Below are 22,140 nucleotides of genomic sequence, written 5' to 3' on the forward strand. Positions count from 1 at the left end.
ATCGGAACATGGAAAAGCAGGAAGACAGTATCTGGGCGCATTGCAGCAGCAGTTCCGTCCGCCGGGCATCGCGCCAGCTCGGGCAACTCTATGACGATGCGATGGGTCCGAGCGACCTGCGCGGCACGCAGTTCTCGCTCATTACCCAGATAGCCTACCTCAAAGAGCCAACCCAGAAGGAACTGGCGAAGGCGATGGTCATGGACCTGTCGGCGCTCGGTCACACGCTGAAGCCGCTGATCCGCGACGATCTGGTGGAACTTGTGCCGGACGAGAAGGATCGTCGCGCCAAGCGGGTGCGACTGACCCCAAGCGGTCGCGAAAAGCAGGCGGAAATGGTGGCAAACTGGCAGGAGGCCCAGAGGCGCTTCGACGCCGTGCTGGGTGCGGAAAAATCCGCCGAGCTTCGCCGAACGCTTGCCTTCATCGCTTCGGAGGATTTTGCGAAGGCCTATGCGGCTGCGGGCAAGAAGGGCGACTGAACTGTCGCCCAAAGTCTCAGAGACTTAAAGCCAGCTGCGCCCATCGTCACCGGCCTGGCAGCCGTATGGCGGCAGGACATTGCCGAATGTGGCATGCAGCCTGTCGCAGCCCCACTTGCGCAATGGCGTCGGAAGGCGGCTGTTGATCTCGATGCCGACCTCGTCATAGGGGCTGTCGGTATTGCCGACATACCGGTACCAGCGGAAGCCGATGACGACCGAGATGGCTATGACCACGGTCAGGAGAAGTCTCAGAATGCGCATTGCAATGTCCGGATTGTTATCGATCCCGGATATCTATCGCGATCGCTATCGGGGCAAAACCCTTGGCCCGGACTTTCCCCAATTCGCCTCCACTTGTGGCAAGCCTAAAGCCTGATGACGTAATCCTTACGAGTCGTTTCAACGACTTGCCAGGTTCCCTTGAAGCCCGGCCTGAGCACCATGCGATCGCCGGCGCGAAGATGAAGCGGCTTGCCGCCCTCCTCCGTCACGATGGAATGGCCGGAGAGAATGTGGAAATATTCCCACTCGTCATAGACGATCCGCCAGGTTCCCGGCGTTGCCTCCCAGACGCCCGCATAGATGCCGCCTTCGGCCTCATCGACATTCCAGGTGCGGAACTGCGGGGCTCCCTCGATGAGCCGATCGGGTGCCGGAGCGCCGTCTTCCGGCTCTATTGCTGCGAGATCGAATGTCGTCCAGGCCTGCATCGTCGCTCCTTGATTCTACATGACCCGACCAACGGTCAGGCTGCGCTCTCCAGATAGCCCGAAAGCCCTTCCGCAGCTATCGCAGCCATGACACGCAGGCGGGCTGTCGGCATGCCGTTGCGGGCGCTGGCCGACAGGCCGGCAAGAGACATCATCACATAGTCGGAGGCAAGATCCGCATTGCCTGCATCGAGGCCCGAAATCCTTTGATGGATATAGGACCGGCTGGCCTCCATGCGTCCTCGCGCCTTTTCACCTGCAGCGGCATCCGCCGTGCCCCTCGCCGCCTCGATCACCATGCAGCCGCAGGCGTCTCCGCTTGCATAGGCATCCGCCGCGTAACGCAGGAGCTTTGCCACGCCATCGGAAAGCGGCGTACCTGGCGCAAGAGCCGTATCGACGTCCAGCCCCTCGGTCTTTTCGTAGCGCCGCAATGCTTCATCATAGAGTTCAAGCTTGCTGCCGAAAGCGGCGTAAAAGCTTGGAGGGTTGATGCCGAGTGCCTGCGTCAGGTCGGCGACGCTCAGCGCATCGTATCCCTTCGCATGAAACAGGGCCTGAGCCTTGGCTAGCGCCTCTTCACGATCGAACGCGCGGGGTCTTCCTCGCCTCGCCGTTGCCTGGGTATTTATTTTTGTATCACTCACTACAAAATCCTTGACACAGTCAATCCGTAGATTTATGTAATGCCCACTACATTAAATCTCAAGCCTGATACAGGGAGAATGACAATGACAGACTTCCATGGAAAGAAGGTACTGGTTCTCGGCGGCAGCCGCGGCATCGGCGCCGCAATCGTTCGCCGCTTCGCAAATGACGGTGCCGAGGTGACGTTCACCTATGCCGGATCCAAGGATGCAGCCGACGCCCTTACAGCCGCGACCGGTGCCAAAGCAGTGAAATCCGATGCAGGTGATCGCAGCCAGACGATCGAGACGGTCAAGGCCGCTGGGCCGATCGATGTTCTCGTCGTCAATGCCGGGACGCTGGTTCTCGGCGATCCGCTCGAAACCGATCCCGATGCAGTCGACCGGATGATCGACATCAATGTGCGCGCGCCTTACCATGCCTCGGTGGAAGCCGCCCGCCTGATGCCGGAAGGTGGCCGCATCGTCATCATCGGATCGGTAAACGGCGACCGGATGCCTTTTGCAGGTGGTGCTGCCTATGCGCTGACCAAATCGGCAGTTCAGGGCATGGCGCGCGGGCTCGCCCGCGATTTCGGTCCGCGCAACATCACCGTCAACGTGATCCAGCCCGGCCCGATCGATACCGACATGAACCCGGCCGACGGCCCGATGAAGGACACGATGCATGGTTTCATGGCGCTGAAACGCCATGGCCGCCCGGAAGAAATCGCAGGCCTCGCCGCCTATCTCGCCGGCCCGGAAGCAGGCTTCATTACCGGCGCGATGCACACGATCGACGGCGGCATGGGGGCCTGACCCGACGCCTGATCTTCAACGATAACAGGGTGTTCGACTATGTGGGAACACCCTGCCGAACCTGTCTTCTCGAAAAAATGAACAATGTCCCGATGCAATTGTGGCAATAATCGGCTATAGCGCTTCGCCATGGACAGCCGATTGCGTGTGTCCGGCCTGACTGTCCAATCGAAATCGGCAAGGACATCGGACCGGACGTTCCACATTCCAGGTCGAGAGACGACCGCGCCCCGACGAAAGCCGGGAGCGCCCAAACACGCCATCCCCTCTATTCATAGTCTGCTGCCGTCCCCGTTCTGGGGCGGCATTTTTTGTTTTCCCTTTCAACCACAGAAGGATTGGCCACCAGAAACGGTGCGCCGCTTGTCATCATGATATTCGAATGGATGTCCGACCCCGCCGCATGGGCGGGTCTCGCCACCCTTATTGTTCTAGAAATCGTTCTCGGCATCGACAATCTCGTGTTTATCGCGATCCTTGCCGACAAGTTGCCCGAACACCAGCGGGAGAAAGCACGCCTTATCGGCCTCGGCCTGGCGCTCGGCATGCGCCTTATATTGCTTGCCTCCGTCGCCTGGATCGTGACGCTGACGGCACCGCTTTTCACCGTCGCCGGCCTCGAAATTTCCGGCCGTGACCTGATCCTTCTGTTCGGCGGCGTGTTCCTGCTGTTCAAGGGCACGATGGAACTGCATGAGCGGCTCGAAGGTCATTCCGGCCACAAGGAAGGCAAGATCGAACATGCGGTGTTCTGGCAGGTTCTGGTGCAGATCGTCGTACTCGACGCGGTCTTCTCACTCGACAGCGTTATCACCGCCGTTGGCATGGTCCAGCATCTTTCCGTCATGATGATTGCCGTCATCGTTGCCGTCGGCCTCATGCTTTTGTGCTCGAAGCCGCTGATGGCCTTCGTGTCGAAACATCCGACCGTCGTCATCCTCTGCCTCGGCTTCCTGATGATGATCGGTTTCTCGCTGATCGTCGAAGGCCTCGGCTTCCATATCCCGAAGGGCTATCTCTACGCCGCGATCGGCTTCTCGGTGCTCATCGAAGCCTTCAACCAGATCGGCCGTCGCAACCGCGAGCGCTTCATGAGCACTGGCGACCTGCGCGACCGTACGGCCAGCGCCGTGCTTTCGCTGCTCGGCAGCCGCCGCAGCGAGACCTCGCTGGGTGACACTGCCGACGTGATTGCCGAACGCGCTTCGGAAAACGAGCTGTTCACGCCGGTCGAACACGAGATGATCGAAAGCGTCCTGACGCTTGCCGATCGTCCAGCGAAGTCGGTCATGACCCATCGGCTCGACATCGACTGGCTGGATATCGAAGACAGCGACGAGGAACTTCGCCGCAAGGTTCTGGAATCAGGCCATTCCCGCTTCCCGATTGCCCGCGGCAGTCTCGACGAGTTCCTCGGCGTAGCCCTTGCCAAGGACCTGCTGCGCGACTTCATCGAAACCGGCAAGATCGATTTTGAACGCTCGCTGCGCCAGCCGCTTGTAGTACATGAAAGCGTCAATGCGCTGCGTCTGCTCGAACAGCTGCGTCAGTCGCCGCTGCAGGTGGCGATCGTGCTCGACGAATACGGTTCCGTAGAAGGCATGGTCACGGCAACCGACCTGCTGGAAGCGATTGCCGGTGATTTTGCCGATGACGACGAGGAACAGTTGACGGTGGAGCGGGGCGAAGACGGCTCGCTTCTGGTCGATGGCTGGATCGACATCCGCCACGTGTCGCGTCTTCTCGACAGCGATCTGGTGGACGACGCCGACCGCTACTCGACGCTGGCGGGCCTCATCCTCTGGCGCCTCGGCCATCTTCCGGAACAGGGCGAGACATTCACCTTCGGCGGCCTGACCTACGAAGTCGTTTCTCTCGACGGGCGCAATATCGACAAGGTGCGTATCAGGGCGGAATCGTCCGTCAACGCAATGGCCGAGACGGCGTAAACGAAAATCTGAAAACAAAAAATGCCGCGGAACGATTTCCGCGGCATTTTCATTTGTCGAGACAAAGATCAGGCGCTCTGACGCTGCGCCTCCCCGGCGGCACGCTCCTTGGCCTTCAGCACACTTCCGACGGTGGAAAGCAGCAAGGCTGCGGTGCAGGGCTTTGCCAGCTTGTGCGCGACATCCGGGAGGCCGTCCAGATCACGGTGGCTGCGGGCCGACGATACGATGATGCTGATTTTCGGTGCGCATTCGGCAACCATTTTCGCCAAATCGATGCCGTTCAGGCCACCCGGCATATCGATATCGGTGAGGACAAGATCGATATGTTCGTGCTGGCCGAGCTTGCCGACGGCTTCCAGAACAGTTCCCGCCTCCAGCACCGCATAACCCGCATCCTCAAGCGCATCCGCGATCGCAAAACGGATAAGCGCCTCATCCTCCACGACCAAAATCGTCTTCTGCCGGAAGCTGTCCATATGCAATGCCCTCGCTCTAGGTTCTGCCTATCAACGCATATGGATGGGAAAGGATTACGGCAGAGCCTGTGCCAATTCGAAACATGTTTAATAAAATGCGAATGAATGACTTCAGCGACCGATAGGGATGGCGCTCAGTCCGCCCATTCCGGATCGCCGGTGAAGACGATTGTCAACCAGCGATCAGGCCCCTCGCCGCCGATCGCCTCGCCGATCTCGTCACGGATAGCATCCCACTCGGAGAGATGACGCGGCGGCCAGTCGGATGGGGCGATGAAGAAGAGCTCGATCTGCCGGCCGCGGCCGACACGGGCGACATAGGCGCGATAGGAGAGAAACCCGTGGCGCTCGACAATGGCTTCTGCGACCGCATCGACATGCTGTTTGAGCTCGACCGGTGTGACCAGAAGGATGTCGGCAACCGCCTGGCGCACATTCGAAAACGGCACCGGCGCGATGATCAGGCAGATGAGCGCGAGCGCACCCGGATCGATATAGGGGCTGAGCCATTCGAACTCCGTCCCCTCGATTGCGTGGCCGACCGCAAAGGCGACCAGCAAAGCCGAGGTCAGTGCTGCGGTCATCGCCCATGCCTGACTGTCGAGCGCGACGAAGCTGGAATTCAGCGCCCGGTTGGCGCGACGGCAGAACAGCCACATGGCGAAGGAGACAGTCACGGTGACGATCGTGAAGATAACCGCGGGGCCGAAATCGATCGGCCGTCCGCCAGAAAGCAGGCTGCCGACGGCGCTGATGAAAGCGTAGACCGCAGCGCCCATCAGAAGCGTACCGTTCAGGCCAAGCACCATCGGCTCGAGATGCCAGAAGCCGACGCTGAAGCGATCGATCAGCTTTCCTTTTGCCGTCGGCTCCGCCGACGTGACGATCAGCCTTGAGACCAGCAGGGCCAAGATCGTCATGAAGGCGTCGGTCAGGGAATAGAAGCCATCGAAGACGATGGCGAAAGAGCCGGACACGAGACCGACGGTAATGCCGAATGCAGCCAATAAGGCCGTGACGGCGATGGACAGCCGAAGAAGTGACTGCTCGCTCACGGGTATTCTCCATTGGAGCAGCGGCGCACGCCCCTGCCCTTTCTCTGATTTTTCCTCTGCAGTCTGCCAATTCCCCTCTGGCCTGCCGGCCATCTCCCCCACAAGGGAGGAGAAAACCGCCGCAGCCGCCTTGGCTCATTTGAGCCTCTGCGGCGCAACGGGGTTAGCCCTCCCCCTTGTGGGGAGGGTTGGGAGGGGACTTTCGCAGAACCGCACAGTCAGCCGATAGCGGCCGACCATGTAGAAATGATAACATGAGCGGCTTCTATAGAAGCGTCAGCTCACTTTCGACAAGGCCTGTTCGATGTCGGCAATGATATCGGCGGCATCCTCGATGCCGATCGACAGGCGCACGACATCCGGTCCGGCACCCGCCGCGATCTGCTGCTCTTCGGTCAACTGGCGATGCGTCGTCGATGCCGGATGGATGACGAGCGAGCGGGTGTCGCCGATATTGGCAAGATGGGAGAAGAGCTGCAGTCCTTCGACAAAACTCTTGCCGGCCTCATAGCCGCCTTCGATGCCGAAGGTGAAGACCGAGCCTGCACCCTTGGGCGAATAATGCTTCTGCAGCAGATGGTTGGGATTGTCCTCAAGGCCCGCGTAATGGACCCAGGCGATTTTCGGATGCTGTTTCAGCCATCTGGCAACCGCCAGCGCATTGTCGCAATGCTTCTGCATCCTGAGCGGCAGGGTCTCGATGCCGGTCTGGATCATGAAGGCGTTAAAGGGAGAGATTGCCGGTCCGAGATCGCGCAGGCCAAGCACACGGGCAGCGATCGCGAAGGCGATATTGCCGAAGGTCTCGTGCAGGACGATGCCGCCATATTCAGGTCGCGGCTCCGACATCATCGGATATTTGCCGGATTTCGACCAGTCGAAGGTTCCGCCATCGACGAGAATGCCGCCCATCGAATTGCCGTGGCCGCCGAGGAATTTAGTCAGCGAGTGGACGACGATATCGGCGCCGTGCTCAAGCGGCCGCAACAGATAGGGACTTGCCATCGTATTGTCGACGATGAGCGGCAAGCCGCGGCGGTGAGCGATGTCGGCAATTGCCGAGATATCGACGAAGGTGCCGCCCGGATTGGCGAGGCTTTCGATGAAGATCGCACGGGTCTCCCCGTCGATCGCTGCTTCGAAACTTGCCGGGTCATCGGTATCGGCCCAGCGCACATGCCAGTCAAAATTCTTGAAGGCGTGGCCGAACTGGTTGATCGAACCACCATAAAGACGCCGTGCGGCAACGAAATTCGCGCCGGGCTGCATGATCGTATGGAAGATAAGCATCTGCGCCGCATGGCCGGATGCGACGGCAAGTGCCGCCGTGCCGCCTTCGAGCGCCGCCACCCTCTCCTCAAGGACGGCCTGAGTGGGGTTCATGATCCGTGTATAGATATTGCCGAACTGCTGCAGGCCGAAGAGTGCTGCCGCGTGCTCGGCATCGTTAAAGACGAAAGACGTCGTCTGGTAGATCGGCGTTGCCCGCGCGCCGGTGGTCGGATCAGGCGCCGCACCGGCATGGACGGCAAGCGTGGAAAAACCCGGATTGAATGGCGGCATTAGACCCTCCCCAAAATGTGACTTGTTTTATCTTGTCGCAGCAAAGCGCGGACGTTGACGGGGATCAAGGAATATAATTCCGCCGGGCGCATCTTTCTCGAAACGAAGGAGGACGTCATGGGAAGGATGGCATACGAGGAACATACCAGCATTTCGCGGCGGTTCCTGAGCTGGTGCGCGGAGGCATGGTCGGCTGCCGCGGAAGCAGAGGAAATCGCCATGCTGGACGAAGCTACAATCCGACAGATATCCAAGGATTGCGCGATCGCGCCGGATGATCTTCTGCAGCTGGTCAAGGCAGGGCCACATGCGGCAGACGAGATGATCGAGATGATGCGTGCCCTCAACATCGATCAAAGCGATGTCGCGGTCCTACATCCGGCTCTATACCGGGAGATGCAGCTGACCTGCACCAAATGCAAATCCAAGAGCCGCTGTCGCCACGATCTCGAGGCCGAAATCGCCGGCCAGGAGTTCGTTGGTTACTGCGGCAATGCGGTCAACCTGAACACGATGCGCGCCGACCCGGAACTGCTGCAAAGCTGAAACATGCTGCGTTCAATGCGAGCCGTGAGGTTGAATTAAAGCGTGCCGACGATCCGAGGAATCCCGGCACGCCTCTAACTTGTCAGCCAACAAGTCTCGGATATTCGATCGCCGGGCAACGGTTCATCACAACCTTGATGCCTGCCGCTTCGGCCTTGGCGGCGGCTGCGTCGTCACGTACGCCGAGCTGCCCCCAGATCGCAGCCGGCTGCGTTTCCAGCGCCAGCGTTTCATCGACCACGCCATCCAGATATTCCGGCGCGCGAAAAACGTCGATCAGGTCGATCGGCTCTGGGATATCGGCAAGCGTCGCATAGGTCTTGCGGCCGAGAATGTCCTTGCCGGCCTGCCCCGGATTGACCGGATAGACATTGTAACCCCGTTCGAGCAGGAAACGCATGACGCCATAGCTCGGCCGATCCGGCTTGGGCGATGCCCCGAGCAGCGCAATCGTGCGGGCTTCCTTCAATATCCCGGCTATATAGTCGTCGTCATAACGGTCATGGTTCATACACGGCTCTCCCGGCGGTTCTGTCCGCCTATCTGGTCGTTTGTTTGCTCTATCTAGTCTTTTGACTGCGCCATCGCCAACATGTTGCGGCGCTTCACATAGTCGCGAGGACCAACCAAGGGATGCATTCAGGAATTTGCCTCATTTGTTGCGGGAACATTCCAGCTTTGTTCGCAACACTTTAGCGGAGCCTAACAGTCTAACGAAAGATTACCGACATGGATGGATTGCCGCCGCTCTCAGTCCCCTTACAAGGATAAAAGGCCGGCAATCTCAAGCCGACAAAATTATGGTATTAAAATACCACACAATTAACCATTTGTTTTTGCTCGATTTATTTTTCGAACCCCTGGATCACCAACATTGACCGTCTGCGCGCGTCACGCTATAAGCGCGCTAGATTGCGGACCTTAACGGGCCCGCATTCTTTTTGGCGCCTGAAAGGCTGCCAATACAAGCAACAAGAAACGCCCCGGCGACCGGTTTCCGGCCTCGGGGATCAAACGAAAGAGAAAACCATGTCTACCTTCGTTCAGAAGCCTGCAGAGGTGGAGAAGAAGTGGGTGATCATCGACGCCGAAGGGCTCGTTGTCGGCCGCCTCGCCACCATCGTTGCCAACCGCCTGCGCGGCAAGCACAAGGCTACCTACACCCCGCATGTTGACGACGGCGACAACGTCATCATCATCAACGCTGAAAAGTGCGTCCTGACCGGCAAGAAGTACACCGACAAGAAGTACTACTGGCACACCGGTTACCCGGGCGGCATCAAGGAGCGCACCGCACGCGCCATCATCGAAGGCCGCTTCCCGGAGCGCGTTCTCGAGAAGGCTATCGAGCGCATGGTTCCGCGCGGCCCGCTCGGACGTCGCCAGATGAAGAACCTGCGCGTTTACGCCGGCTCGAACCATCCTCATGAAGCACAGCAGCCGGTCGTTCTCGACGTGGCTTCGCTGAACAGCAAGAACACAAGGAGCGCCTGATAATGGCTGATCTTTCCTCTTTGAAGGACCTCGCTCCGGCTGAAGGCCAGGCAGCACCGGTTCACGTCCGCAAGGTCGATGCGCAGGGCCGCTCCTACGCAACCGGCAAGCGCAAGAACGCCGTCGCCCGCGTTTGGGTCAAGGCTGGCTCCGGCAAGATCATTGTCAACGGCAAGGATTTCACCGCCTATTTCGCACGCCCGGTTCTGCAGATGATCCTGCAGCAGCCGCTGGTTTCGGCTGCCCGCAGCGGTCAGTTCGACATCATCGCGACCGTTGCCGGTGGTGGTCTTTCCGGTCAGGCCGGCGCCGTTCGTCACGGTCTGTCCAAGGCCCTCACCTACTTCGAACCGGGCCTGCGCTCGGTCCTGAAGAAGGGTGGCTTCCTGACCCGCGACAGCCGTGTTGTTGAACGTAAGAAGTACGGTAAGGCCAAGGCTCGCCGTTCCTTCCAGTTCTCCAAGCGCTAATCGCTTCGGGATTTATGCTTATCGAAAGGCGGGGCTTCGGCTCCGCCTTTTTCTTTGGGCGCTCGACAGCTTAGCAAGCGGTATAAATGAAAAAGCCGCCGCCCTCCTTTCGGAAGGCAACGGCCAGAATGACAGGCAGCAATTTGCGCGGTCAGTTGATCAACCGCACGGCGCTCGAACTCGAACTTGAACCCGGCTGACTGGAGGACGAGCCTCCTTCATAAGGCTCGATATTCCAGTTGGACGAGTTCATGATCATCGTGTTGACGACCATGTTGATGCGGCTCGTCTGGTTCGTCTTCGAATTATAAGTGACGTTGCGGTTCGGCAGATAGATGATGCCGCTCAAAGTCTCGCTCACCGATCCGTTGAAAATATACTGCTGCTTGTTCGAGTTGTTCGAGGCGCTGCTGGTTGCCTCGTACATCAGCACCCCGCCATAAGGCCCCGAGGTGGGTGCTGACGCATTGAAGGTCAGGCCGCCATTGGCGCGAATCTCGCTGTTGACGTCGGGGAAATAGAAGGTCACGCCCTCTGCATTCACCGTCGCACCGGAATTGATGATCATCCGGCCCTTGATGATGTGAAGGCCGGGCAGGAAGGTGATCTTCGGGCTGCCGTTAAAGGTCACGTCACAATGCATGCCGGGCTTCAGGGTGAAGGTCGAGCCGTTCGGCACGCCGGACGTCTCACATTTCGATGGTAGCGTCGGCTCCGCAAACCTGCCGGCGTAAGGGTCGGCGGCGGCAGCACAACCGGTCTTCAGGTTGGTGAGCGTGCCACCGTTCTTGATGTAGTTCGTGCCCTTGACGCAGAAGCGCGGCGTCTCGATCTTGGCTCCGGCATTCATGATGAAGGCCGGGTTGGAGGTGGAAAGAACATCCACTCCACAGTTCTCCGATTTCACGTTCGCACCGGAATTGATCAGCACGGCCTGAGACGTGTTGGCAAGCACGTGAATACATGCCGCCCCTTCATTAACGGTCTCCCCTCCAGATTTGCTGGTTGCCATGGCCGTCGCGGTGACAACCAGCTTGAAATTGTCGATGCCGACAATACCGAGAAAGGAATTCGGCATCGTGTAGGTATAGGTGCCGGTTACACTCCCATCGCTGTTATTGGTGACGACAAGAGGGTTTTCGCCCGTGCCGGCCGATGCAGGCATGAAACCTGCAGCAGTGGACTGGCGCTTGGCACTGTCGCTCTGACCGGCCGCGGCCAGAACGGCTGCATCGAGTTGCCCCTGGATCCTGCTTCGCTCGAAGTAGGCGGAAGATGCATCAACAGCACCGCCACCGGCCACAATCAGGACCGGCAACATGACCGCAGTGGCGATTGCAAAGTTGCCGCTACGATCGCCGCCCAATCTGCGCACACCGGTCAAGGCTACATTCAAAAACGCTAACATTATCAACACCCAACCCGAAATCATGATATGATGTCCGAATAAGCGGGAGGCTTTAAATGTGCCTGAATGAAATATTTCCGATTTTAAGCTTCACTACATTTTAACCATCAGACACGCCGGAAACCGATGAAGAGGTCTCGCTCCGATACAGAAATCGAGGCGAGCAAGGTGGCGGTTTTTGCCGCTTCCGATCCATCAAGATTTGAGATTTGCTTATCACGCCCCGATCGCCAACGTGACGGATTGCGAAACGATGAAAGAGCGATACATGTCCAGCCTGCCGGCCACTTCTTTTGCCCAACTTCCCGCCCCGCCCTATTATGTCGTCGCCTTCTCGTCCTGTCGCACCGAAGGCGACAATGGATATGGCAATATGGCCGATGCCATGGTCGAGCTTGCCAGCCAGCAACCGGGCTTTCTCGGCGTGGAGAGTGCGCGTGGCATTGACGGTTTCGGAATAACCAACTCCTATTGGAAAGACGAAGACAGTATCAGGGCATGGAAGGCCGTGGTCTCGCATGCCGCGGCCCAGAAACTGGGCAGGGAGCGCTGGTACGAGGATTACCAGGTGCGGATCGCACGGGTGGAACGGGCATACGGTTTCGAGAGATAGGATGGGGATGGCAAGCAAATCGATCGACAACGCCTTTACGGCGAAAGGTTTTCGGGGCGCTGCGACCGACCCGACCTATGCGGGCGCACTTTCCTTCATGCGGCGGCCTTATTCCAAGGATGTCGAGGGTGCCGACGCGGTAGTGCTCGGCATTCCCTTCGATGCCGCCGTCTCCAACAGGCCCGGCGCCCGTTTCGGGCCGCAGGCGATCCGTCGCGCATCGGCGATCTTCGACAATGATCCGCAATATCCCTTCGCACGCGACCTGTTCGAAGCCATGGCCGTGGTCGATTACGGTGATGTCCTGCTCGACTATGGCAATCACCAGAAGACGCCGGGACTGATCGAAGAGACGGCATCAGAGATCATCACCTCCGGTGCCTTCCTGTTGTCGCTGGGCGGCGATCATTTTGTCACCTGGCCTCTTTTGAAGGCCCATGCAGAAAAGCACGGCCCCCTCGCCCTCGTTCACTTCGATGCGCATCAGGATACGTGGGATGACGATGGTGAGCGGATCGACCACGGCTCCTTCGTCGCCCGCGCGGTGCGGGAGGGCGTGATCGATACGGCGCACTCGATCCAGATCGGCATCCGCACCCATGCGCCGGAGGATTTCGGCATCCGCATCCTGCACGGCTATGATGTGGAGGACATGGGCGCTCAGCAGATTGCAGATACGATCCTCGCCCATGTCGGCAACCGGCCGGTCTATCTTACCTTCGATATCGACTGCCTCGACCCGGCCTTTGCGCCCGGCACCGGCACGCCGGTCGCCGGCGGGCCATCCAGCGCGAAAATCCTGTCGGTTTTGCGCAAACTCGGCAGCCTCGATATCCGCGGCGCAGACGTGGTGGAGGTGGCGCCGGCCTATGACCATGCCGATATTACCGCCATTGCCGGGGCTACCGTTGCAATGTATATGCTCGGGCTCAGGGCCGAGCGTCTGTCCCGGCTTTAACAAACTGATTCAACGGGCTGGTAAAGTGATTCCGGCTCCTTCTCCAGGGCACTGATTTAACAGGATAAAGGCAATGACACCGAAGATCTTCATCGATGGCGAACACGGCACAACGGGACTGCAGATTCGCACCCGCATGGCCGGCCGCCGCGACGTCGAGCTTCTGTCTATCCCGGAAGCCGAGCGGCGCAACGCCGCCATGCGCGAAGATCTGCTTAACAACGCCGATATCGCCATCCTCTGCCTGCCGGACGATGCTTCGAAGGAAGCCGTCGGCATGCTGTCCGGCAATAACAGCGTTCGGATCATCGACACGTCGACCGCCTACCGGATCGCATCCGACTGGGCCTATGGTTTTGCCGAAATGGACAAAGCTCAGGCTGACAAGATCAAGGCCGCCCGGCATGTCGCCAACCCGGGCTGCTATCCGACCGGCGCGATCGGCCTCATCCGCCCCTTGCGCGCTGCCGGCATCCTGCCGGATGGCTATCCAGTCTCCGTCAATGCGGTCTCCGGTTACACCGGCGGTGGCAAGCAGATGATTGCACAGATGGAAGACCAGTCCCGCGAGGATTCGATTTCTGCCAACAATTTCGTCTACGGCCTGCCGCTCAAGCACAAGCATGTACCGGAAATGAAGACCCACGGCCTGCTCGACCGCGCACCGCTGTTTTCGCCTTCGGTCGGCCGCTTCGCGCAGGGCATGATCGTGCAGGTGCCGCTTTTCCTCGACGACCTTAAGGACGGCACGACGATCGAAAGCATCCATGCGGCGCTCGTTGCACATTATGCCGGCCAGGATATCGTCACCGTCGTGCCGCTTGCGGAAAGTACCAAGCTCGGCCGCGTCGATGCGGAAGAACTGGCCAATACCGATCGCATGAAGCTCTTCGTGTTCGGCACTCCGGGCGGCGCGCATGTGAACCTCGTCGCCCTGCTCGACAATCTCGGCAAGGGCGCGTCGGGTGCAGCCGTGCAGAACATGGATCTGATGCTGTCCGCCTGATGACAATTGCGGGCCCATCCCTCCCCGCAGATCTTGTGGAGCGATGGGGCATCCGGTCTTCTGAACTGATTGCGGATACGCGCACGAGCCTCGTCCATCGCGTTCTTCGACGCGATGGCTCTCGGGCGATCACCAAGCAACTGAAACCCGAAGGACTGCACGAACTCTCCGGCATCGACTTTCTCGACTGGCGTAAAGGGTGCGGCAGCGTGCTGGTTCTGGATCGCCGGAACACGGCCTGCCTGCTTGAAGACGCAGGAACGCTGATGTTGAAGGATTACAGGCTTCAGCATGGCGAGGATGCCGCCAACAACATCATTCTGTCGGTTCTGGGAGAGCTGCATTCGACATCAGTCGACGCGCCGCCTGACAGCCTCATTCCGCTGCGGTCGCATTTCCAGCCCTTGTTCGAGCGGACCTCCAGGGAAGATAAACCCGATCTTTCGGCAGCTCTTGCCTATAGTGCATCGATTGCCGATGACCTGCTCTCGTCGCAGAGCGACATCCGCCCGTTGCATGGTGACCTGCATCACGAGAATATTGTCAGCGGATCGGAGCGAGGCTGGCTTGCGATCGACCCTCAGGGACTTCTCGGCGATCCGGCCTATGATGTCGCCAATGTCTTCGGCAATCCGGACGGCGCATTTGCGGATATCATCGACCCACGGCGGATCATCCGTCTTGTCGACGTGTTTGCGCCGGCCATCGGCTGCGAGCGGGAAAAGATCCTGCGCTACGCGATCGCGCATGCAGGTCTTTCGATCTGCTGGTCTCTAGAGGGCGGCGACAGGATTTCGGGAGAAGGCAATGCGATGGAGCGCTTTGCCTTCCTGAACATTGCGAGACGACTGCTCGAAGAGCGCGCTTTCAGCCCCTGACCTCGATCGTCGCTTCCCGCTGATATTCGCCGAAGAAGGCGCGGAAATGGGCGATAGCGAAGCCGAGCACGATCAGTGCCATGCCCTGATGGGCAAGCGCCATGTCGAGCGGGACCTGAAAAACGAGCGTCAGCACGCCGATTGCGGCCTGAATACCGACAAGGATAAAAAGCAGCACGGCGCGGCGGGCATGGGTCGTTTCCGGCGCCTTCGACAGAGAGACGATCATGTGCAGGAAGACGGCTGCGAGGAGAACGTAAGCGCCGCAGCGATGGACGAACTGCACCGTCTTCGGGTTTTCGAAGAGATTGATCCACCAGGGGTTCTGGATGAACAGGTCGCCCGGGATGAAGGCGCCGTCCATCATCGGCCAGGTGTTGTAGCTCAAGCCCGCATCGAGACCGGCAACAAGCGCGCCGAGATAGATCTGAAACAATACGAGAAAGGCGATCGCACCCGCCGCCCATTTCGACTTGTCCGTCGGCGGACGGTCTTTTGCGTGCGACGCCAGCCCGCGCATGATCCACACACAGGCGGCGAAGATCAGACAGGCTATGACCAAGTGAGTGGCCAAACGGTATTGCGAGACGCTGACAAGCTTGGTGAGACCGGACGAGACCATCCACCAGCCGATAAAGCCCTGAAACCCGCCCAGCGCCAGCGTGCCGAGAAGCGGCAGGCGTACCCGCTTTTCAATCCGTCCGGTCACCCAGAAGAACGCAAGCGGCAGCGCGAAAATGATGCCGATCGAGCGAGCGAGGAACCGGTGCGCCCATTCCCACCAGAAGATCGACTTGAACTCATCGACCGTCATATGGCTGTTGAGCAGCTGATATTGCGGAATACGCTGGTAGAGTTCGAACTCTTCCTGCCACTCGGCGGCATTGAGCGGCGGGATGACGCCGTGGATCGGCTTCCATTCAGTGATCGACAGGCCGCTGTCGGTCAGTCGCGTGGCGCCGCCGACAAGGACCAGACAGAAGAGCGTGAAGATGACGACACCGAGCCAGATGCGGACCGCCTTGCGGTTCCGCTCGATCCGCCCGGTTTCGCGCGTCGCTTCGATGATGATCGTATCCGTTGCCGACATGATGACGACTCCTGCCATAATGGCTTCGTTCGGGCCGCAATCGGGGGTGCGCATCGGCCCGTCTTTCAAGAGACCCGTGAGACAACGCGCCGCAGCGGCACATCGCCTTCGGTTTTACGCGTTGATTTGCCTCATGGACCCGTGCAAAACAAGCCCCAAGGCTTTGCGGCATCCGGTCGCGGCCATGGGGAGCCTGAGGAGGACGTCTGGTGCCGCGTTGGAGAAGTTTTGTCGGTACCATTCTGATCATCATCCTGGTGATCACCTACGCGCTTGCGGCAACGACGATCGCAACGCTGACGCTCGCCACCGCCCCTTGGTGGGTGCATTTCCTCTATTTCCTTCTGTCCGGGCTGCTGTGGATCCTGCCGGCGATGCTGATCATCAAGTGGATGGCCGGCCCGAGGCCGAAGCGGTAGCCGTACACCGCAGGTTAACCAGACCCGGCGCTCCCACCTCTTTCTTCAACGTCATAAACGCATTCTTCGTGCTCACCGCCCAATATATCTGCAAGTATGTGGGTGATGGATGACTGCAAGGGCAAATCAGGACGAGACGAGTGCTCCATCGGTTCTCTGCCGGACGGCGGAGAAGCCAGTGGTGCATTTCGACGAGCTCGATATTGCCTTGGTGCGCGATATTTCGCCGATCGAAGACGAATGGCGGCGTCTCGAAGGCCGGGAATGGAATTCACTCAACCAGGGCCTTGACTGGTGCCGCGCGTGGACGGCGGCGCATCAAAGTGAGCTGCTCGCCGTCACGGGCTCCATCGGCGCCCGTATTCTGTTTGTGCTGCCGCTCGAAATCGTCGCCGGCCGGCTTGGGCGCGTCGCGCGGGTTCCGGGCGGGCGTTTCAACAATCTCAATACAGGGCTTTTCGACGACGCGCTCGCCGCGCCGGATGCGAATGAGCTGCGGCGGTTCAAGGCCGATCTCGCGCGAATCCTGCGCGATGTTGCCGATCTCCTGGTAATCGACGAGGTTCCGCTTGCGTGGAAAGGCATCATGCATCCGCTGAGCGATCTGGCCTCGATCGAAAACCAGAACCATTCGTTTCAATTGTCGCTTCTCGACACGATGGAGGCAACGCTTGCGCAGATCAACGCCAAGACACGGCGCAAGAAGTATCGCGTGCAGGTACGCCGGCTGGAGGCGATCGGCGGTTTCGATTATGTGGTGGCCACTACGCCGCACGATCAGCACACGCTTCTTGAGCGATTCTTTTCCCAGAAAGGCGAAAGGCTGAAAGCTTTTGGCCTACCGGATGTGTTTGCCTCTGCCCCGACACGTGATTTCCTGCACCGGCTGCTCGATACACCGGCGCAAGGCAATCACAAGCCGCTATCCATGCATGCGATACGCCTGAAGGGAAAACATGACGGCCATATCGCGGCCGTGACCGGCCTTTCGCGCAAGGGCGGTCACGTGCTTTGCCAGTTCAGCTCCATCGACGACAGCATCGGAGCCGAGGCAAGCCCGGGGGAGCTGCTTTTCTGGCTGGCGATAGAACGCTGCATCGAAGACGGGGCGACGCTTTTCGATTTCGGCATCGGCGACCAACCTTACAAGCACAGCTGGTGCAACCAGGAAACCGTGCTGCACGATATGCTGCTGCCAATCAGCACCAAGGGCTCTGTGCTTGCTGGCCTGTATCTGGCGCAGACCGGCATAAAGACTGCGATCAAACGGAACCACAGGCTCTATGCGCTGGCCCAGCGCTGGCGTTCCCGCCGCGACGGTCAGGATTGACAGAGTTTCAAGCGGCGCTGCGGCGGCGTGATGACGGCGACTGGCTGTCGTCCGGCTGAGCCATGACGAGCAGGTTGCGGAAACCGGCATCGGCATAGGTGACGACAAGCTCGGCAATGGCATCTTCGGTAAAGCCCGGAACAGAAAGAATGATCTCCGTTCCATCGGTGCGCACGAGACGCTTCAGGCTGCCTGTATCGGCGGGACCACATTCGATCAATACAAGGTCATAGGCGTCGGAAAGCGCATCGATGATCATCGTCAGGCGATCTGCGGCACGCATCGCACGAACAGGATCGGAGATGCCCTGCGGCACGATATGGGCTTCCGATAGTCGATCAGGATGGATAGCCTCGCCGAAGGCGGTTTCTCCGCAGAGAAGATCAGTGATCCCTGGTAGCCGGTCATGCTCGGCCATCAGACGCGTCGGGCAGGCCGATCCGGTCAGATCGATAAGGATCACGTTTCGGCCGGCTTCAGCCACTGCGCGCGCCAGCATGACGCTGGCCGTCGAGCCGCCATCACCATTCGGAGATACGGCGACAGCAACAGGGACAGCGTGACGCTGGAGGTAATGAGCAACCGAGCCGATCGTGAAGCCGGTATCGACGACGGGAGCGACTTCAGTCTCGTCGGATCCGACAGGTTGCGGGCTGGCTACATTGATCTCTTTTGCCGGTGGAGCGGCAGCCGGTGCGGGCGGTAGGACGGCGGTGCGAACCTCCTCCTTCCGTTCAATCACGGCTCTCTGTTCCGCCAGCGCCGTGGTTTCGACCCGCGTTTCGCGCGAGACGATGGCGACGGGTGGCGCAGCGGCCGGCAACGGCGCTTCTGCAATCTTCTCCCGTTCCTGAACCGGCGCAGGCTCCAACGAAACCTCGCGATTGATCGGCCGGAGTGCCCGACCGCTGAACAGTTCGGAAATCATCACAATCAGGCAGCTGACGATGAGTGCAGCGAGCGTCACGACGGTGACGATCGGGATAACCTTGGGGAAATAGGGCTCGGACGGCTCAACTGCTTTCGAGACGACGCGGGCGTCGGCTGGCGAAGCATTGCCATCAAGCCGGGAAGTCGCCTCACGATAACGAGCAAGATAGGTCTCAAGCAATTGCCGCTGGGCGGCGGCCTCGCGCTCCAGCGCGCGAAGCCCCACCTCTTCCTCTCCGGCGCGAGCGGAATCTGCCTTCAACGTATCGAGCTGCGCCATCAGCTGCTGCTCGCGCAGGCGAGAAACCTCGGCCTCGCTGTCGAGGCTCGCCAGAACTTTACGGGTTTCGCTGGCAATCTGCTGTCGGATTTGCGCCAGCTGTGCCCGCAGGCCCTTGATCCGGGGATGGCCGTCGAGAAGCGATGTCGCCTGATCCGAAATCTGCGCCTGAAGATTTGTCTCAGCTTCCTTGAGCCGCTGGATGACCTGCGATCCTGCAACATCCGCGATTGTGTCGGGTGCGCGTCCCGCACCCAGCGCGGTGCGAACATTTTCCACTCTCGCCTCGGCATTGGCCCGCTCTCCGCGCACACGGGTGAGTTCGGTCGAGATATCGTTCAATTGCTGACTGGAGAAGCTGTTGGTTTCATTCGTCCGAAACAGGCCATTTCTGGATCGATATTCAGCAACCTTGCTTTCGGCCTCCCTGACCTTCTGCGTCAGATTGGCGATCTCCGGCTCGAGCCACTTGGCCGTTTCCGAATGCGTATCGAGCTTGGCGCCACTCTGGAGCTGAAGATAGACCTCTGCCATCTTGTTCGGAATGGTCGAGGCAAGGATCGGATCGTGCGAAGAGAATTCGACGCCGATGACGCGGGAATTCTCAACCGCGTAGACTTCCAGCCTCTCGCGGAATTTTTCCACGACCCGATCTTCGGGATCGAGCGCCATGGGGTCCGGCTTCAGCCCCACCATAACCAGAAGATCAGGCAGAAGTGATCGCGCCGCCGGATCGAATTCCTTGTACTGAGCAAGGTTCAAATCGCGGGCAACGCGGCGGATCAGATCGGTCGATTGCAGCAACTGGGCCTGGCTGGTGATGTTGAGACTGTCCAAAACCGGATCGTTACCGGCGGCTGCGCCCGCCCCGCCCGTAAGGTTCGGGGAGCGCGATTCGATCAGAAGTCGGGTCTCGGCTTTGTAGCTCGGCGTCATCATGCTGGTAACGACAAGAGTGGCTACGGCCGCAAAGGCAGTAACAGCAATGATCCGCCCTTTGCGCGCCCATACCGCGGCGATCACGCGGCCCAGATCGATATCCACGTCCTGGTAATTGCCGTTGGCACCCGACATCACACACTCCAGCGTCTCAATTCAGCGAATGGTAAAGGACCATGGTAACGCTGCGGTTAACGACCCCATACTTGCGAAGTTGCTTATATTGAACTCCCCCTTTACCCGCCATTAACCCTAACAGATTCATAACGAACAAAATGATACGAACAGCCGGAGCCTGAGTGGGACATGGTCGTTGCCCGACGCAGACAAGTGCAGACCCGTAAGGTGCTGGCAGCGGCGTTGGCCGTCACAGCCGCACTGCTGAGTGGCTGTGCCTCCAGCCCGCCGCCGGCAAAGGGCTTTGAAGCAGCTGCATTGCAGCCCTATCGGCTGGATAGCGGTGACCGTCTGCGCGTCACCGTGTTCGAACAGCCGGGACTGACAAACACCTACACGGTCGATCAGGCCGGCTACATCGCATTCCCGCTGGTCGGACAGGTCGCGGCCCGCGGCCAGACCCTGCCGGCGCTCGAAGGCTCTATCGCGGGCCGTCTGAAGCAGGGCTATCTGCGAGATCCCGACGTCAGCATCGAAATCGATCGCTATCGCCCCGTTTTCGTCATGGGTGAAGTCGGACGGCCGGGCCAATATTCCTACGTGCCGGGCATGACGGCGCAAAATGCGATCGCCATTGCCGGCGGGTTCACCCCGCGCGGCAACGAGCGGGACGTCGACGTGACACGCAAGGTCAATGGACAGGTGGCGACCGGCCGCACGGCAATCACCGCCCCGATCCTTGCCGGCGACACGATCTATGTCCGCGAGCGCCTGTTCTGACCCAAGATGCGACCCCTTCCCCCCTTGCGCATCCTGCATTGCTTCCGCAATCCGATAGGCGGGATCTTTCGGCATGTGCGCGATCTGGTGGAAGAGCACAGCGCCGCTGGTCATCAGATCGGCATTCTCTGCGACAGTTCTACGGGCGGCGCCTACGAGGACGCGCTGTTCGAGACCATCAGGCCGAAACTCGCCCTGGGACTGACGCGCCTACCGATGCGGCGAGCCATTTCGCCTTCGGACATGATCGCTCTTGCCAAGAGCTATCAGCATATAAAAAGTTTGCAGCCGGACATCCTGCATGGACATGGCGCCAAGGGTGGCGCAGTGGCCCGGATGATCGGCTCAGTGTTGCGGGTAAACAGGTATCGCGTAGCCCGCGTCTATTCTCCGCATGGCGGCAGCCTGCATTTTACCCGGTCATCACCGACCGGGCAGATTATCCTCAGGCTTGAGCGCCTCCAGGAGAATTTTTGCGATGCCATAGCCTTCGTCTGCGATTACGAGAGGCGGACCTACGAGGCCAAGGTGGGAACACCAAGACCACATTCGCAGGTCATTTATAACGGTATAAACGAAGCCGAATTCGCGCCCGTCTCGCTGGAGCCGCAGGCTACGGACTTTCTCTTCATCGGCATGATGCGCGACATGAAGGGGCCGGACGTGTTTATCGACGCCTTTCTGCGCACCGAACGCCGCATCGGCCGGCCTTTGACCGCAATGATGATCGGCGACGGTCCCGATGAAGACAAATACCGGGCCATGATCTCGGAGCTCGGGCTAGATCGACGCATGCAGATGTTGCCCGCCATGCCTGCTCGCAAGGCTTTTGCGCTGGCCAGAACAATCGTGGTTCCGTCCCGTGCGGAGGCGATGCCCTATATCGTGCTCGAAGCACTCGCGGCAGGCAAACCCGTTATTGCATCCAGGGTTGGCGGCATACCGGAAGTGCTGGGTGAAAGCAGCGAGGCGCTTGCCATTCCAGGTGACGCTCAGGACCTCTCCAGCATCATGACAGCCGCCGCTACACAGCCTGATTGGCGTATCCGCACCATGCCGAAACCCTCCGCCTTCAAATCAGTATTCTCCGCACAGGTGATGGCGCGCGACATGCTCGGCCTCTATCGGGATGCCCTGCAGGCCGGCAATGGAAAGCCAGCCTAAAGGCTTCCTTAGCATCTTCCTGATAAGCGATT

24 protein-coding genes are annotated in these 22,140 nt (G+C 59.6%); 14 read left to right on the top strand and 10 right to left on the bottom strand.

The window, feature by feature from the left end:
* Positions 1-8 precede the first annotated feature (8 nt).
* Positions 9-482, top strand: coding sequence for a MarR family winged helix-turn-helix transcriptional regulator (locus tag GGE33_RS20025; RefSeq protein ID WP_183827058.1), 474 nt, complete (start codon positions 9-11; stop codon positions 480-482).
* A gap of 24 nt (positions 483-506) precedes the next feature.
* Here GGE33_RS20025 and GGE33_RS20030 read toward each other — a convergent pair whose 3' ends face one another.
* The 3 genes from GGE33_RS20030 to GGE33_RS20040 form a co-directional block, all read right to left on the bottom strand.
* Positions 507-746 carry a hypothetical protein gene (locus tag GGE33_RS20030; protein WP_148147335.1) on the bottom strand — a complete coding sequence of 80 codons (240 nt, stop codon included), beginning with the start codon at positions 744-746 and terminating at the stop codon, positions 507-509.
* A gap of 104 nt (positions 747-850) precedes the next feature.
* A complete protein-coding gene (locus GGE33_RS20035) occupies positions 851-1,195 on the bottom strand; it encodes a cupin domain-containing protein (RefSeq protein WP_183827061.1) in 345 nt (114 codons plus the stop codon).
* A gap of 35 nt (positions 1,196-1,230) precedes the next feature.
* Positions 1,231-1,842, bottom strand: coding sequence for a TetR/AcrR family transcriptional regulator (locus GGE33_RS20040; RefSeq protein ID WP_343062575.1), 612 nt, complete (start codon positions 1,840-1,842; stop codon positions 1,231-1,233).
* Positions 1,843-1,926: 84 nt separating this feature from the next.
* Here GGE33_RS20040 and bdcA point away from each other — a divergent pair, with 84 nt between their 5' ends.
* Together bdcA and GGE33_RS20050 are read left to right on the top strand one after the other, a co-directional pair.
* On the top strand, positions 1,927-2,640 hold the full coding sequence (bdcA, locus tag GGE33_RS20045) for an SDR family oxidoreductase (protein ID WP_183827064.1): 714 nt from the start codon (positions 1,927-1,929) through the stop codon (positions 2,638-2,640).
* Between the two features lie 371 nt (positions 2,641-3,011).
* Positions 3,012-4,589 (top strand): TerC family protein, encoded by a 1,578-nt coding sequence (locus tag GGE33_RS20050; protein ID WP_183827506.1) that lies wholly within the window; start codon positions 3,012-3,014, stop codon positions 4,587-4,589.
* Between the two features lie 68 nt (positions 4,590-4,657).
* Here the strand turns inward: GGE33_RS20050 and GGE33_RS20055 are convergent, their stop codons facing one another.
* The 3 genes from GGE33_RS20055 to GGE33_RS20065 form a co-directional block, all read right to left on the bottom strand.
* Positions 4,658-5,068 (bottom strand): response regulator, encoded by a 411-nt coding sequence (locus GGE33_RS20055; protein ID WP_183827068.1) that lies wholly within the window; start codon positions 5,066-5,068, stop codon positions 4,658-4,660.
* A 134-nt stretch (positions 5,069-5,202) separates the two neighbouring features.
* Positions 5,203-6,123, bottom strand: a complete 921-nt coding sequence (locus tag GGE33_RS20060; RefSeq protein ID WP_343062577.1) for a cation diffusion facilitator family transporter — start codon at positions 6,121-6,123, stop codon at positions 5,203-5,205.
* 276 nt (positions 6,124-6,399) lie between these two features.
* Complete coding sequence (locus GGE33_RS20065; RefSeq protein ID WP_183827074.1) at positions 6,400-7,686, bottom strand: O-acetylhomoserine aminocarboxypropyltransferase; 1,287 nt, start codon at positions 7,684-7,686, stop codon at positions 6,400-6,402.
* A gap of 117 nt (positions 7,687-7,803) precedes the next feature.
* On the opposite strand from GGE33_RS20065, the gene GGE33_RS20070 reads away from it, so the two are divergent.
* Positions 7,804-8,232, top strand: coding sequence for a DUF6455 family protein (locus GGE33_RS20070; protein ID WP_183827077.1), 429 nt, complete (start codon positions 7,804-7,806; stop codon positions 8,230-8,232).
* Between the two features lie 82 nt (positions 8,233-8,314).
* On the opposite strand, the gene GGE33_RS20075 is transcribed toward GGE33_RS20070, so the two are convergent.
* Positions 8,315-8,743 carry a CoA-binding protein gene (locus GGE33_RS20075; RefSeq protein ID WP_148145306.1) on the bottom strand — a complete coding sequence of 143 codons (429 nt, stop codon included), beginning with the start codon at positions 8,741-8,743 and terminating at the stop codon, positions 8,315-8,317.
* Between the two features lie 518 nt (positions 8,744-9,261).
* Between GGE33_RS20075 and rplM the strand changes: the two genes are divergently transcribed.
* A complete protein-coding gene (rplM, locus tag GGE33_RS20080) occupies positions 9,262-9,726 on the top strand; it encodes a 50S ribosomal protein L13 (protein WP_148145307.1) in 465 nt (154 codons plus the stop codon).
* A gap of 2 nt (positions 9,727-9,728) precedes the next feature.
* Complete coding sequence (gene rpsI / locus GGE33_RS20085; RefSeq protein ID WP_148145308.1) at positions 9,729-10,196, top strand: 30S ribosomal protein S9; 468 nt, start codon at positions 9,729-9,731, stop codon at positions 10,194-10,196.
* A 151-nt stretch (positions 10,197-10,347) separates the two neighbouring features.
* Here the strand turns inward: rpsI and GGE33_RS20090 are convergent, their stop codons facing one another.
* Positions 10,348-11,604 carry a TadE/TadG family type IV pilus assembly protein gene (locus GGE33_RS20090; RefSeq protein ID WP_183827080.1) on the bottom strand — a complete coding sequence of 419 codons (1,257 nt, stop codon included), beginning with the start codon at positions 11,602-11,604 and terminating at the stop codon, positions 10,348-10,350.
* Positions 11,605-11,872: 268 nt separating this feature from the next.
* Here GGE33_RS20090 and GGE33_RS20095 point away from each other — a divergent pair, with 268 nt between their 5' ends.
* From GGE33_RS20095 to GGE33_RS20110, 4 genes are all read left to right on the top strand, one after another.
* Positions 11,873-12,217, top strand: a complete 345-nt coding sequence (locus tag GGE33_RS20095) for an antibiotic biosynthesis monooxygenase family protein (RefSeq protein WP_148145310.1) — start codon at positions 11,873-11,875, stop codon at positions 12,215-12,217.
* A 7-nt stretch (positions 12,218-12,224) separates the two neighbouring features.
* Entirely contained in the window at positions 12,225-13,175 is a 951-nt protein-coding gene (speB, locus tag GGE33_RS20100; RefSeq protein ID WP_183827083.1) for an agmatinase, read from the top strand.
* 73 nt (positions 13,176-13,248) lie between these two features.
* Positions 13,249-14,181, top strand: a complete 933-nt coding sequence (argC, locus tag GGE33_RS20105) for an N-acetyl-gamma-glutamyl-phosphate reductase (protein WP_183827086.1) — start codon at positions 13,249-13,251, stop codon at positions 14,179-14,181.
* On the top strand, positions 14,181-15,059 hold the full coding sequence (locus GGE33_RS20110) for an aminoglycoside phosphotransferase family protein (RefSeq protein WP_183827090.1): 879 nt from the start codon (positions 14,181-14,183) through the stop codon (positions 15,057-15,059). The genes argC and GGE33_RS20110 overlap by 1 nt, the downstream gene beginning before the upstream one ends.
* Here GGE33_RS20110 and GGE33_RS20115 read toward each other — a convergent pair.
* Positions 15,049-16,149, bottom strand: coding sequence for a COX15/CtaA family protein (locus GGE33_RS20115; protein WP_394353681.1), 1,101 nt, complete (start codon positions 16,147-16,149; stop codon positions 15,049-15,051). The genes GGE33_RS20110 and GGE33_RS20115 overlap by 11 nt on opposite strands.
* A 206-nt stretch (positions 16,150-16,355) precedes the next feature.
* Here GGE33_RS20115 and GGE33_RS20120 point away from each other — a divergent pair, with 206 nt between their 5' ends.
* Positions 16,356-16,568 (top strand): DUF2842 domain-containing protein, encoded by a 213-nt coding sequence (locus GGE33_RS20120; RefSeq protein ID WP_183827509.1) that lies wholly within the window; start codon positions 16,356-16,358, stop codon positions 16,566-16,568.
* A 109-nt stretch (positions 16,569-16,677) separates the two neighbouring features.
* Positions 16,678-17,898: a GNAT family N-acetyltransferase gene (locus GGE33_RS20125; protein ID WP_183827096.1), complete on the top strand. Its 1,221-nt coding sequence runs from the start codon at positions 16,678-16,680 to the stop codon at positions 17,896-17,898.
* A 7-nt stretch (positions 17,899-17,905) separates the two neighbouring features.
* Here the strand turns inward: GGE33_RS20125 and GGE33_RS20130 are convergent, their stop codons facing one another.
* A complete protein-coding gene (locus tag GGE33_RS20130) occupies positions 17,906-20,182 on the bottom strand; it encodes an exopolysaccharide transport family protein (protein ID WP_183827100.1) in 2,277 nt (758 codons plus the stop codon).
* 171 nt (positions 20,183-20,353) lie between these two features.
* Between GGE33_RS20130 and GGE33_RS20135 the strand changes: the two genes are divergently transcribed.
* A complete protein-coding gene (locus GGE33_RS20135; protein ID WP_148145317.1) occupies positions 20,354-20,944 on the top strand; it encodes a polysaccharide biosynthesis/export family protein in 591 nt (196 codons plus the stop codon).
* Positions 20,945-20,950: 6 nt separating this feature from the next.
* A complete protein-coding gene (locus GGE33_RS20140; protein WP_183827103.1) occupies positions 20,951-22,108 on the top strand; it encodes a glycosyltransferase family 4 protein in 1,158 nt (385 codons plus the stop codon).
* The last annotated feature ends 32 nt before the right edge of the window (positions 22,109-22,140 follow it).

Source organism: Aliirhizobium cellulosilyticum, from assembly GCF_014198105.1.
GTDB classification, from domain to species: domain Bacteria; phylum Pseudomonadota; class Alphaproteobacteria; order Rhizobiales; family Rhizobiaceae; genus Neorhizobium; species Neorhizobium cellulosilyticum.